At 70.0% G+C, this 12,385-nt stretch carries 13 protein-coding genes; 6 read left to right on the forward strand and 7 right to left on the reverse strand.

What is annotated here, in order from left to right; all coding sequences use genetic code 11:
• Positions 1-196 precede the first annotated feature (196 nt).
• On the reverse strand, positions 197-1,096 hold the full coding sequence (locus CHC09_RS43035; RefSeq protein WP_089299051.1) for an ADP-ribosylglycohydrolase family protein: 900 nt from the start codon (positions 1,094-1,096) through the stop codon (positions 197-199).
• A 117-nt stretch (positions 1,097-1,213) separates the two neighbouring features.
• Here CHC09_RS43035 and CHC09_RS43040 point away from each other — a divergent pair, with 117 nt between their 5' ends.
• Both CHC09_RS43040 and CHC09_RS43045 read left to right on the forward strand, forming a co-directional pair.
• Positions 1,214-2,146 carry a hypothetical protein gene (locus CHC09_RS43040; protein WP_143232914.1) on the forward strand — a complete coding sequence of 311 codons (933 nt, stop codon included), beginning with the start codon at positions 1,214-1,216 and terminating at the stop codon, positions 2,144-2,146.
• 169 nt (positions 2,147-2,315) lie between these two features.
• Complete coding sequence (locus CHC09_RS43045; RefSeq protein WP_089299053.1) at positions 2,316-2,840, forward strand: GNAT family N-acetyltransferase; 525 nt, start codon at positions 2,316-2,318, stop codon at positions 2,838-2,840.
• Here CHC09_RS43045 and CHC09_RS43050 read toward each other — a convergent pair.
• On the reverse strand, positions 2,809-3,864 hold the full coding sequence (locus tag CHC09_RS43050; RefSeq protein WP_143232915.1) for a hypothetical protein: 1,056 nt from the start codon (positions 3,862-3,864) through the stop codon (positions 2,809-2,811). The two genes, CHC09_RS43045 and CHC09_RS43050, sit on opposite strands and share 32 nt — an antisense overlap.
• Before the next feature lie 103 nt (positions 3,865-3,967).
• Positions 3,968-4,957, reverse strand: a complete 990-nt coding sequence (locus CHC09_RS43055; protein ID WP_089299055.1) for an ADP-ribosylglycohydrolase family protein — start codon at positions 4,955-4,957, stop codon at positions 3,968-3,970.
• Between the two features lie 79 nt (positions 4,958-5,036).
• On the opposite strand from CHC09_RS43055, the gene CHC09_RS43060 reads away from it, so the two are divergent.
• On the forward strand, positions 5,037-5,504 hold the full coding sequence (locus tag CHC09_RS43060; protein ID WP_143232916.1) for a cell division protein FtsX: 468 nt from the start codon (positions 5,037-5,039) through the stop codon (positions 5,502-5,504).
• Between the two features lie 70 nt (positions 5,505-5,574).
• Positions 5,575-6,333: a group II truncated hemoglobin gene (locus CHC09_RS43065; RefSeq protein ID WP_089299057.1), complete on the forward strand. Its 759-nt coding sequence runs from the start codon at positions 5,575-5,577 to the stop codon at positions 6,331-6,333.
• 20 nt (positions 6,334-6,353) lie between these two features.
• Here the strand turns inward: CHC09_RS43065 and CHC09_RS43070 are convergent, their stop codons facing one another.
• The 4 genes from CHC09_RS43070 to CHC09_RS43085 form a co-directional block, all read right to left on the reverse strand.
• Positions 6,354-6,830: a hypothetical protein gene (locus CHC09_RS43070; protein ID WP_143232917.1), complete on the reverse strand. Its 477-nt coding sequence runs from the start codon at positions 6,828-6,830 to the stop codon at positions 6,354-6,356.
• 212 nt (positions 6,831-7,042) lie between these two features.
• The gene (locus CHC09_RS43075) at positions 7,043-8,716 is read right to left on the reverse strand and encodes a CotH kinase family protein (RefSeq protein ID WP_089299059.1); all 1,674 of its coding nucleotides are present in this window, start codon (positions 8,714-8,716) and stop codon (positions 7,043-7,045) included.
• Entirely contained in the window at positions 8,716-9,390 is a 675-nt protein-coding gene (locus CHC09_RS43080) for a DUF4956 domain-containing protein (RefSeq protein WP_089299060.1), read from the reverse strand. Before CHC09_RS43080 ends, CHC09_RS43075 begins: the two co-directional genes overlap by 1 nt.
• Before the next feature lie 3 nt (positions 9,391-9,393).
• Positions 9,394-10,260, reverse strand: coding sequence for a polyphosphate polymerase domain-containing protein (locus tag CHC09_RS43085; RefSeq protein WP_089299061.1), 867 nt, complete (start codon positions 10,258-10,260; stop codon positions 9,394-9,396).
• 248 nt (positions 10,261-10,508) lie between these two features.
• Between CHC09_RS43085 and CHC09_RS43090 the strand changes: the two genes are divergently transcribed.
• Both CHC09_RS43090 and CHC09_RS43095 read left to right on the forward strand, forming a co-directional pair.
• Positions 10,509-11,699 (forward strand): sensor histidine kinase, encoded by a 1,191-nt coding sequence (locus tag CHC09_RS43090; protein WP_143232919.1) that lies wholly within the window; start codon positions 10,509-10,511, stop codon positions 11,697-11,699.
• Positions 11,696-12,373, forward strand: coding sequence for a response regulator (locus CHC09_RS43095; protein ID WP_089299062.1), 678 nt, complete (start codon positions 11,696-11,698; stop codon positions 12,371-12,373). The genes CHC09_RS43090 and CHC09_RS43095 overlap by 4 nt, the downstream gene beginning before the upstream one ends.
• Positions 12,374-12,385 lie beyond the last annotated feature (12 nt).

Below are 12,385 nucleotides of genomic sequence, written 5' to 3' on the forward strand. Positions count from 1 at the left end.
GGCATCACGGCTGGTTACCGTCGGGGCGCGGACGGGCGGGTCGAGGCCGTTGCCGAGACGCCCACCAATCCCGCGGTCGAGGAGTGGGGCCCGGCCGTTCGACCGGGACCACCTCGAAGCCGCGCTCGGCGGGGCACCACTGCGCCAGGCTCCCTCCCGTGCAGTGGCCCGCTCGGAGCCCGGGTCGCCGCGCTGCTCAGATAGGTCGCGAAGGGTCGTCCACCCACGCCGGCAGCGGCTCGCAGGCGCTCGCCCAGTCGGCGGGCACCCCGTCCAGCCCGGTCCGGCCGGCGACGATCCCGCCCACGATGGCGCACGTGGTGTCGACGTCGCCACCGGCACGAGCGGTCGCCCACAGCGCCTCGGTGAGATCGTCGAGGTGGGCGGCGGCGCACCAGACCGCGTACGGAACCGTGTCCACGGCCGAGATCCGCTCGCCGCAGCCGACCATCCCGGCGACATGGCGCGGGTCGGCGGAGAGCGCGACCCGGGCCACCCGGCGCAGCCGGGACGCGACCTCGCCGTCCGGCGTCCGGGCGACGACCGCCTCGATGAGCTCGCCGCCCTCGACGCCGCCCACGCTCGCCGCCGTGGCGACCGCGACCGCCACCGCTCCAGCGACAGCCTCCGGATGCGCGTGGGTGACCTCGGCCGACCGGGCCGCCTCGGCCACCACCGTGCCGAGATCATCGGCGAACCAGGCGCCCAGCGGGGCGACCCGCATCGCCGCCCCGTTGCCCCAGGAACCCATGCCGTCGAACTTGCGCCGGGTGACGACGGCCCACGGCTCGCCCTGGCGGATCGAGCGCAGCACCTCGTGCATCGACCCGCCGTACGAACGGTACGGGTCGGCGGCGTAGGCGTCGGCGAACGCGACCGCCAGCGCGTCCTGGTCGACGTGGCCGTGCCGGTCCAGGATCCGCAGCACCGACAGCGCCATCGCGGTGTCGTCGGTCCACGGCCACGGGCCGTCCGCCAGGCGCCGCTCGTCCAGTGCGGTCTCGACAAGGTCAGCGGGTCGCAACAGCCAGGTCTCCCCGAAAGCGTCACCCAGGGCGAGACCACGCAGCGCCGTCAGCGCCGCAACACGATTCATCACGCGACGATCTTGGCTCAGCCGGTCCCGTCATGCCCGGCAATATCCGGGTGCGATCCCTCAGGACCGGCGCCGGGCGGCCGATTACACCGCGCGTCGATGGCGTTGGAGGCGACGGTGACTCGTGCGGAGCGGGCGCGCACGGTGCTGCGCTGGCCGGTGCGGTGCGCCGTACTCGTGATCGTGCTCGCCGCCGCGGGCTCGGCGCCGACCGGGGCCGAACCGGGAGACGACACGGCCCTGTACGCGTACTGCCGGAGGGCCGTGCAGAAGACTTTCGACAAATATCAGGACGAACGCGGCATCATCGTCTTCTTCAATTGTGAGCGGCCGGACGGCACGACGGTGGATCCGGAGCTGTGGGCGCCGATCCCCCCGGCCAGACCCGCGCCGATCCCGGTGATGACCGTGGGCCTCGCCGGTTGCGTGACCGGCCCCGGGCGGCCTGTTGCCGGCACGACGCTGACCAGCGCGTTGGCGACGTCGAGCCAGGACGAGGCGATCATCTACGAATTTCAGCCGCTCGACGGTGGTGAGGCCGTCGGCACGTCCGGCTCGGCGGCCCTCGAGTTCGTTCCGGGAGATCTGATGCCAGGCGGGAGTTACCGCTGGCGGGCCCGGGTCGACGACATCGCGGAACACGTCAACACGTTGAGCTACTGGAGGCCGGACGACGAACGGGGCTGGTCACCCTGGTGCGAGTTCAGCGTGTCGGCGGACGCCCTCGACTACAGCGGGCTCGGCGACGTCAGCCTGGAGGCCCTGAACGAACTCGGCCTGCGCCCCGACCGCACGTACACGATCAAGCTGTCCAGCCGCCAGCAGCGCCTGCTCCGCGAGGGCAGCGACATCGGCCGGACCAGCTCGCGGATGACCCTGACGGGTCCACGCTGGACCGACCTGCTCATGCAACTGGCCACCTTCGCCGCGACCACGGACGATGTCGCCGACGAGGATGACAGCTCGTTGGCGAAGGCTGCCAGCGACGCCCGCGCGCTGGTGGACACGATCTCCGTCAAGCTCGGCGGCCCTCCTCACCCCAAATTATAATAAAACCGACAAAATCCATTTCCCTGGTACGACCTGTGGAGTCCCGTGCCCAGGCTCGAGCCGAGTCCCGTGCCCGCCTCGCGCGACGCCCGCGCCACCCCGGACCGCCGCCGCGCGTCACGGCCCGCTTCCAGCAGCGGCCGGCACCGCCGACCGGTAGGGTCGGCCGATGGCTGAGCTGAAGCGGCTGCATGTCGATCATGCCCCGGCGGTCCTGGCCTTCGAGATGGCGAACCGCGCCTACTTCGCCGCCTCGGTCTCCGACCGCGGCGACGACTACTTCGACCGGTTCACCGAGCGGTACGACGCGCTGCTGGCCGAACAGGAGACCGGCAGGTGTGCCTTCTACGTGCTCGTCGTCGAGGACGGCTCAGTGCTCGGCAGATTCAACCTGTACGACATCGAGGACCACAGCGCGGACCTCGGCTACCGGATCGCCCAGCACGCCTCCGGCCACGGCCTGGCGACCACGACCGTCCGAAAGCTGTGCCGGCTGGCGGCGACCGAACACGGGCTGCGCACCCTACGCGCCGCCACGGCGCACCGGAATATCGCATCACAGAAGGTGCTGACCAAAGCCGGCTTCACCCCCGTCGGCCCGGCCGACCCGGCCCACCTGGGAGGCAAGCCCGGCACCTGGTACCAGCTAGATCTCACGCTCCTCAATGAACGAGGCGGACCAGGCCGTCTATGACCTCCTGGGTGGAGTACAGCTTCGAATGTGCCAGTCCCCGGCCGGGCGCGAAAGGCTGAAGCTGCCATACCGCCGGCGTTCCGGGCGGGACGGCCTCGACCGAGACCCGTGCGAAAAGGACGCCGTACGGGCCGTCCCAGCCGAAGACGAGTAGCGCGGTGAGGGCCGGCAAGACGATCGCGAGATGGGTGAAGCTCACGGCGATCAGCACCGCATGGATTCGCCAGTCGCTCGACACCGCTCCGAGGATTCCCACGGCGGCGCTCGCCCCGACGGCGGCCGTACCGATGATCATCCTCGGTGTCATCCATTGTGTGGCACCGAGGCCGAGCCAGGCGATGAACTGGCCCCAGCCGAGCGCCGCCGACGCCTCGTCGCTGGCGGCCCGCACGGCCATCGTCCGCTCCGGTTCGGCTTCGGGGGCATGGATGGTCGCGACGAACTCCTTTCTCCGCGCGTCATCGAGCCACCCACCGTGGCGCACCGCGCTTACCAGCATCAACACCAGGTGGAGGACGAAGACGACGGCCAGCACCCAGGCCAGGACCCGGACCCATCCGAACAGTTGGATCATCGGCGCCAGAGCATTGAGGACAGCAAAACCACCGCAGATCACCGTGAACAGCGCGATCGCCTTGGCCCACGATCTCGGCGGGCTGTCCCGCGCCTGCAGGAACGGAGTCGCAAGGGTGACGACCTTCAGGTCGTTGAAGCTCTCGTCCAGCCTGCGAAGCCGATCGGCGGCGTGCAGGGCGACGTTGCCACCATGGCTGTGCGCCACGATCCACTGCCGCCCACCCCGCTTGGCCTGCTCGGCGAGGAAATTCTCCAGCTCGGCGGCCGCGCGGGCCCGAGCAGAATACGAATGGCCGCCCGACCAGAGGAAGGCCTCAACGGTGACGTCCGGGCTCTCCAGCGCGGCACGAAGTCTGCCGTTCTCGACCCATGGCGGCACTCGCCGCCGAAGGCGATCCAGCCATCTCGTCCCGTGCACCAGCGTGACGAAGACGTGCTCCCTCGACATGCGGAGAACATACGTCGCCGGAGCCGACTGTCTTAGTTGAACAGCGAATCCGAAAACCGCTGTCACCCCACGACGACGCTGACCGTGCGCACCCCGGGCTGGGTCAGTCCCAAGCCTCGCCGAGGCGAGCCAGGCGATCGGCGTACTCGATCCGGCTCCGCCACTCGGCCGGCCACGCCGCCTGACCGAGCGCGGCCCCCGCGAAGGAGCCCGCCAGGCAGGCGATCGAGTCGGAGTCCCCGGAGGTGGCCGCCGCGCGGCCGAGGACGGCAACCGGCTCCTCGGGGGAGATCAGATAGCAGTAGAGCGCGGTGGCGAGCGCCTCCTCGGCGACCCACCCGGCGCCGGTGGCCCGGCACGGGTCGCCTTCGTGCCGCCCGGCCGACATGGTCGCTTGGACGCGGTGCAGGGCGTCAGCGCACTCGTCCCAGCCGTGTGCCATGAACGTGCGGGGCGAGGAGACCCCGGGCTGGCGCCACAGCTCGCCGAGCCACTCGCCGCGGTAGTTCACGCGCTGCTCGGCGCAGCGCCGCAGGAGCGCGTCGAGGAGATCGGCCGGCGCCAGGCCGTCGCGGAGCCAGCGGGCCGCGTACGCGGTGAGCTCGCTCGCCGCCAGCGCGGTGGGGTGGCCGTGGGTGAGCGCCGCCTGCAGTTGGGCCGCCCCGGCCCGTTGATCGTCACTCAGTCCCGGCACGAGACCCACCGGGGTCACCCGCATGTTCGCGCCGCAGCCCTTGGACCGGATCTGGGTGGCCCGTGCCCAGGGCAGTCCCTCCGCCAGGCCGACGCAGGCGTGCAGGCAGGTCATCCCGGGCGACCGGGTGTTGTCCGGGCTCTTCAGCCACTCGACGAACCGGCGGCGCAGCAGCGGCTCGAAGCTCTCCGGGGCCGGGTCGCCCACCTCGAGCAACGCCTCACCGACCGCCAGCGCCATCTGGGTGTCGTCGGTGACCCGTGCCGGATCGCCGGTCAGCTCTCGCGGCCCGCCCAGACCGTAGGCGTCCACGATCGACCCGTAGTCCTGGAACTCGGTCGGCCTCCCCAGGGCGTCCCCGTAGGCCAGCCCGAACATCGATCCCGACGCCGCACGCATGCCGACACTCTAGGAAGCCCGGCGCCCCGCGGCGGGGCCGGGCAGCCGCGACCACTAACGTCGGCTACGGTCCTCTACCGTGCGACTATTTAAGATCATCTTTGTGGCCCTGTTCGCCACGGTGGCGATGGCTGGTTGCGGCCTGTTCGAGGAGAAGCTCGAGAAGACCATCGACGAGAACGCCGGCTTCTCGGTCTTCCTGACCGAGGACGCGACCGAGCAGCAGAAGTCGGACCTCCGCGCCTGGCTCGAGAAGGAGCCCGGCATCACCGAGGTCACCTTCGAGGACAGGGCTACGGCGTACGCGAAGGCCAAGCAGCTCTGGACCGACGATCCGGAGTTCCTCGAGTCCGTCGACGCGGACTCCCTGCCGGAGACGTTCCGGCTGAAGGTGAAGGACGCCGCCACCGCCCGCGAGATCCGCGACGGTGCCGACGGCGCCGAACTGAAGGCGCTGCCGGGGGTCCACCGGGTCATCTTCCAGTGCACCACCGTCAGTGAGTGCCGGGAGCTCTACTCCCCGGCCGCCCCGAAACCTTCGAACTGAAACCTTTGCGGTACGACCTGCAGTCGGCTTGATTACATAATTACGCGCTTGCACGGTCTATGGTGGACGCATGACGGTCGAATACATCCGGTACCGCATCCCCGGTGACACCGCCGCCTTCGAGCAGGCGTACACCCGCGCCGCGAGATTCCTGACCCGGGCGCCGCAGTGCGTCGACTACGAACTGAGCCGCTGCACCGACGAACCCGGCACCTACATCCTGCGGATAACGTGGACCTCGGCGGACGACCACATCAAGGGCTTCCGCGGAGGCGACCTGTTCCCCGGTTTCCTCGCCGAGATCCGCCCGTACGTCTCGGCGATCGAAGAGATGCGCCACTACGAGCCCACGGCCGTGACCGGCACCGGCGCCTCGATCCCCAGCATGTACGAGTGGGCCGGCGGCACCGAAGCCCTCGAGCGGCTGACCGCACGCTTCTACGAGCTGGTGGTCGCCGACGAGTTGATCGGCCCGCTCTTCGCCCACATGGACCCGGGCCACCCCCGCCACGTGGCGATGTGGCTGGCCGAGGTCTTCGGCGGCCCCTCTCGGTACACGGACGAGCGCGGCGGCTACCCGGCGATGCTCGGCCACCACCTCGGCAAGGGGATCACCGAACCGCAGCGCCGCCGCTGGGTGAACCTGCTGCTCGACGCCGCCGACGAGGTGAGCCTGCCGGACGACCCGGAGTTCCGGGCCGCCTTCATGGGCTACATCGAGTGGGGCACCCGCCTGGCCCTGGCCAACTCCCAGCCGGGCGCCACCCCGCCCCGGCGGGCGCCGGTTCCGCACTGGGGCTGGGGCGTCGCCCCGCCGTACCAGGGCTGACAGCCGCCCCCGGCACCGGTTCAGGAACGGAGTTCGTGCACCGGTGACCGGGTGGCCAGCCGGACCTTCTCGTCGTCACGTGGGGCCGGTTCCCGGTAGTGGACATAGGGCAGGGCGACTGTGGCGAACCAGCCGTAGAGGGCCGTGAACGGGAGCAGCAGGAAGGCCAGCAGCCATTCGCCACGGGTGGCCATGAGGACGGCGGGCGGGAGCGGGCTGATCGCGCTGAGCACCATCATCACGAACAGGAACCTTCCCGCGTAGCACCCCGCCCGGGCCCGCCACCTGCGCCACCGCAACCGCCGGTTGCGGACCCTGGTGCTCGCGGCGACGTAATCGACCGCCTCGTCGCAGGTCATGCAGAGGAACCGGCCGGTCGCCACGCCCTTGGCGGGCCGCACGACCGTCACCGGATGCCGGTCCCACCGGGCCAGGGCCTGCCCCGACGCCTCCTCGGTCCGGTGACCGAGCTGCCACGTCTCAACATCAGTGGTCACGGCCAGCTCCTCGTCCAGCGGGGGCAGCGGGAGCTCGATCGTGCCCCATCGACGCAACGCGACCGTCGTCCCGGTTCGCGCGCGCTGACCGTGGTGACCCGCGGCGAGGCAGGCCCGGTTCGTGTCCGCGAAGCAGCCGCATGGCCTGAAAGCCGTCGGCGTCGGGCAGGACCATGTCGAGCACCACGACATCGGGATGGAGCCGGCCGGCATCATGACCCCTTGATCACATCGGTACCGGCGAGATATTCGGTGCGCTGCTGGATCAGGGTTCGCAGCTTGCCGGCTTCGCTCGTGGCCGCTTCCCTGTCGTAACCGTCGATCGTGGCCAGCACCTGAGTGATAGCGGTCAGGCCGCTGAGCGCGGCGCCACTGCCATAGATCTGCTGGTACAGGTCGCGGTAGGCGTCCTGGTAAGCGGCCTTGAAGGTGTTGCTGGCCAGGAAGCGCTCCTTGAGCTTGTTACCGCCCATGGAGAAGCCACGGCCACCGCCGCCCGGTGCCCCGCCCTGGCCCGGCTGCTGCATGCCGGCGGGCGGTTCGAAGCCCTCCGGCAACTGAAAGTCGCCGCCACCGGGAAAGCCACCGGGAAAACCACCGCCACCCATGCTGACCGTTCCGTTCGGGTCCTGCTCGGCGCTCCCGGAGAGGGTCAGGTTGTAGTCCCAGCCGACCACCGTGAACTTCTTGGACCTCAGGTCGTACCAGAGGTAGTAGTTACGGCCCGGCCCGGACATGTCGTCGAAATTGACCAGCAGGTTCTGCACCGCGAGGTACTGGGCGAACGCCGTCACGTCGACGTGCTCGCCGAGTTTCGCGTCGAACTCGCTGTCACTGGCCGAGCTGACCCATCTGATCAGCTTGATGACCGGCTCCAGATCCTGACTGCCGGTCTTGTTGATCTGCTTGAAGTCGTCGGCGTACTCGGTCTGGTCGTCGCCCTGATCGGTGAACCGGCTGGTGGCCAGGCTCTTGTAGAGCACACCCGACTGGCCGGTACGGTCCGCGACGGCGTCGGCGAACTCTTTGTCCGGGTGTTCGACGACCAGCCGGGCGGTGGTCGGACGGTCGTTGACGGTGAAGCTGCTGTAGGCGTACCGCTCCGCAGTCTGACCGGCCGCGGCCAGCACGTTCAGCGACAACGCCTCGTTGAGCACGGCGCTGCCGCCGCCCTGGCCGGAGACCCGGATCGCGATCTCGCGGTGCCCCTGGTAGCGGCGCCCCTCGACGAACTCGTCGAAGCTGATCAGCCAGGGGAGCTTCTCCGGCTCCTCGGCCTTGAGCCCGGCGCCGAATCCGCCGCCCATTCCCCGGCCGCCGAATCCGACGCCACCCTGCTGACCGGTATCCGTGGCCCCGCCCGCCGGCGGCGCGGCACCGCTCGGCGCCGCGCCTGGTTGCTGCCCGGCACCCGGTAGCTGACCGGCGCCGCCCGGCTGCGGCATCTGGCCGCCGCCGTTTCGCCGCCCGCCGCCGAATCCGTTGTTGCGCGCCTTGCCATCGCGGGTCAGTCCCGACAGTGTCGAGTTGCCCTTGAGCCTGATCCCGACGCCGGCGACGGTGGTCCCGTCGATGGTCAGATCCGCCTCGAGGTACTCCTTCTCCCCCTCCTCCCACAAGGCGTCCAGCAACCGCTGATAGTCCGCTTCCCGGTACGTCAGCTTGATGTTGTGCGCCACGGTCGCGTCGAACAGGTCCTTCGTCCCGTTGACGTTCTGGACGACGTCGCTGCCGTCCGCATCGCTGGAACTGGTGATCAGGGGCGCCACGCGCACCGTGCTGAACACCACGCTCAGCGCGGCCACCACCGCCACACAGGTGGCGAGCAGCCTCCAGTAGTGCCGGATCCGGACCGGGATCCGGTGCACCAGCCTGCGGCCCGGCATCAGAGGTCCGTCTGGTCGTATCCGGTCAGCACCGTCACCCGCTGGCCGCCGGTCCGTTCCCCGAGCGCCGAGATCAGCTGCCCGGGCTCGTGGCCCTTCTTCAGCCGCACCGAGTACATCAGTTCGGTGAGCGCCCCGCCCCGGATGGATTCCATGCTGATCAGTTCGAATTCGCTGGTGTGCGCGATCAGGACGTCCTGGATGTGCTCGGTGTAGTTGCCGTCCGGCGGGACCTGCACCTTGACGACCTGGCGCTGGACGTTGCTGGCGAACCAGTTGAACCGGAACATCACCACGGTGATCAGGCTGATCACGACCGCGGCCACGATGGCGAGCGTGTAGAAGCGGGTGCCGGTGGCCATGCCGACGCCCATCACCAGGAAGATGAACCCGACGTCGCGGGTCTCCTTGATCGCATTCCGGAAGCGGACCACCGACAGGGCGCCGACCAGCGCGAACGCCCGGGCGATGTTGGAGCCGACGACCAGCATGATCAGCGAGATCAGCATGCCCAGGACGACCAGGGTCTGCACGTAGGACTGGGAGTACGACACGTTGCGGTGGGTGAACCGGTACACCCACGCGACCAGCGAGCTGAGCAGGAACGACAGCGCCATGACCGCGGCGATGTCACCCACGCTGAACGTACCGGAAAGATCTTGAACGTCGAACATGGATCAGGCCTCGCTGAGGGAGAGGGCCGGCGAACCGGCGAAGAGGTCGTCACTTACATGGAAGATCGAGCGGGGAGCACGGCCGAAGGACTCGACGCTCTGGCAGTACTTGGAGACCCGAACCACCGACATGCTCAGCCGGGCAGCCAGATCGGTCAGCCAGTACGGGACCCGCTCGTTGGCCTTGAACTCGACGACGGAGAGGTTCGCCGGCACGATCAGCCGGTTCTCCGCGTCGGCGCCGAAGTGGAAGTCCCGGTCCCGGCCGCGTAACCGGTGGTCCATGGTCACACGCAGGCCGGTGTCGGCGTCCCGGCCGACGAACGCCTCCCGCTGATAGCCGGTCATCGCCACCGGACGTAGGTCCAGCGAGCTGACCAGCTCGACGATCTCCTCCAGGAAGGCGCGGTCCCGCGACGACCCGGTCTCGATCATCTGCCGTCCGTCGCACAGGTCGCGGGCCACGTGGTACGGCAGGGCGATCCGCCGCTTCTGGGTGACCCGGTTGACCCGTTGCTTGATCTCGACGTGCACCAATGTGTCGTCGCCGACCGAGAAGCGGTCGCCGTAGTGCCGCACGCGCAGTTTGCGCCGGAACTTCAGCCCCTCGATCTTCTCCCAGTAGAAGCGCAGGTCACGGGTGTCGTAGTAGGTGCTCCACACGCCATAGCCGCCGTTGGCGCCGTGACTGTCGAAGTCCAGCCGGGCGACCAGTTCCTCGCGCAGCCGGGGGATCTCGGTGCTGGGCAGCAGGTACTTGATCTCGTACCGGTTGAAGGCGTGCAGCGCGCTCGGGGCGCGCAGCGCGTGGCCGACGTCGTCGGGCGCGGGCTCCGGTGGCGTGGCGGCACGCCGGAACGGCATTCGCATGGCGGGACCCATCTGGTTAGGGGACTCAATGGGAAACGGGGGATGAATAGGAGGTGTACGCCAGATCCCGCATCACTCTGGCGCAGAACGCCGGACAGGCGCGTCGTCCAGCCGCAGACATCTGGCCTGCCGGCGGATACCACGACCGTGGTACCCGAAGCGGCTACCACGGCTGCGGTAAGGCCGGATCGGCTCGCTACCACGGGTGGACGACGCCGTACACAGGCCGACCAACTACCGTCTGGCCCATGTTCTCCTCGGTGGCGCAGTGGATCCGCCGCGTCGCCGTCCGTCATCCGTTCCTGGCCGACGCCCTGCTCGCGTCGCTGCTCGCGGGCCCGGCGGCGATGGCCGCTTTCGATCACGCCGGCCATCCGCAGGCCCCGCCGCTCACCGGCGCGGTCGGCGTCGCCGCCGGCGCCTTCCTGGCTGTCACCGTCCGGCGCCTGTGGCCGTTGCCCGTCCTGTTCGCCACCGCCGCCGCCACGGTCGTCTACACCGCCACCACCCGGTACCAGCCGCCGACCCTGCTGTTTCCGCTGGTCATCACGATCTACACGGTCGCCTCGCGGATCGACCGGCGGCGGATGTGGCGGATCGCCACCGGCATCGCGGTGCCGCTCTACCTGGTCTCCCTGTTCACCTCCCGCGACGATTGGTGGGCGCCGCAGAACCTCGGCGTGCTCGCCTGGATCGGTATGGCCACCGCCGTCGGCGACGCCACCGGCAGCCGCCGCGCGTACGTGGCCGAGGTCGAGGAACGCGCCCGCCGCGCCGAGCAGACCCGCGAGGACGAGGCCCGCCGCCGGGTCGTCGAGGAACGCATCCGGATCGCCCGCGAGCTGCACGACGTGATCAGCCACCACATCGCGGTGATCAACGTCCAGGCCGGCGCCGCCCGCCACGTCCTGCGTCAGCAGCCGGCGGCCGCCGGCGACGCGCTCGAGCACATCCGGCACGCCTCCGACACCGTGCTGCGCGAGCTCGGGTCGATCGTCGGCGTGCTGCGCCAGGCCGACGATCTGGAGAACAGCACCGAACCGGTGCCCGGACTCGCCCGGCTCGGCCGGCTGCTCGACACGGTCGCCGCCGCCGGGCTGCGCGTCGACCACCACCGCGACGGCGACGAGCGGGACCTGCCGGCCATGGTCGACCTGGCCGCCTACCGAATCGTGCAGGAGGCCCTGACCAACGCCCACAAGCACGGCGCCGGCGCCGCCCGGCTCACCATCGCCTACACGCCGGAAGAGGTCGTCCTCGAGGTGACCAACCCGATCGGGAACGCCGCGTCCGGCGGCGGCCACGGCCTGATCGGCATGCGCGAACGCGCCACCGCCACCGGCGGCACCCTCGTCGCCCAGCGCCGGCCCGGCAACCTGTTCCAGGTCAGCGCCGTCCTGCCCACCTCACCCCCCACCAAGCCGAAAGGCCGGCCGTGACGATCCGTGTCCTGCTCGCCGACGACCAAGCCCTGATCCGCGGCGGTTTCCGGCTCATCCTCGACGCCGAGCCGGGCATCGACGTCGTCGGCGAGGCCACCAACGGCCGCGAGGCCGTCGACCTGGCCCGGAGCAGCCGCACCGACCTGGTGCTGATGGACATCCGGATGCCGGACGTGGACGGCCTGGAGGCCACTCGGCTGATCGCCGGGGACGAGGACCTGGCCGGCGTCCGCGTGCTGATCCTGACCACGTTCGAGAACGACGACAACGTGGTACGGGCGCTACGGGCCGGCGCCAGCGGATTCCTGGGCAAGAACGTCGAGCCGGCCGATCTGGTGCGCGCGGTGCAGACGGTGGCGGCGGGTGAGTCGCTGCTCTCCCCGACCGCTACCCGCAGCCTGATCACCCGGTTCCTGAGCCAGCCGGAGCTGCCACCGCTGCCGGCGGCCGGCCCGCTGGACGGGCTCACCGACCGCGAGCGCGAGGTCCTGACCTTCGTCGCGCACGGTCTGTCCAACGACGACATCGCCGACCGCCTCTGCCTGTCCCCGCTGACGGCGAAGACCCACGTCAACCGTGCGATGACCAAGTTGGGCGTTCGCGACCGGGCCCAGCTGGTCGTCCTCGCCTATCAGAACGGCCTGGTCCGCCCGGGCGACCAGATCGCCTGACGTCGTCGCCGG

It is taken from the genome of Actinoplanes regularis, assembly GCF_900188005.1.
Taxonomy (GTDB): domain Bacteria; phylum Actinomycetota; class Actinomycetes; order Mycobacteriales; family Micromonosporaceae; genus Actinoplanes; species Actinoplanes regularis.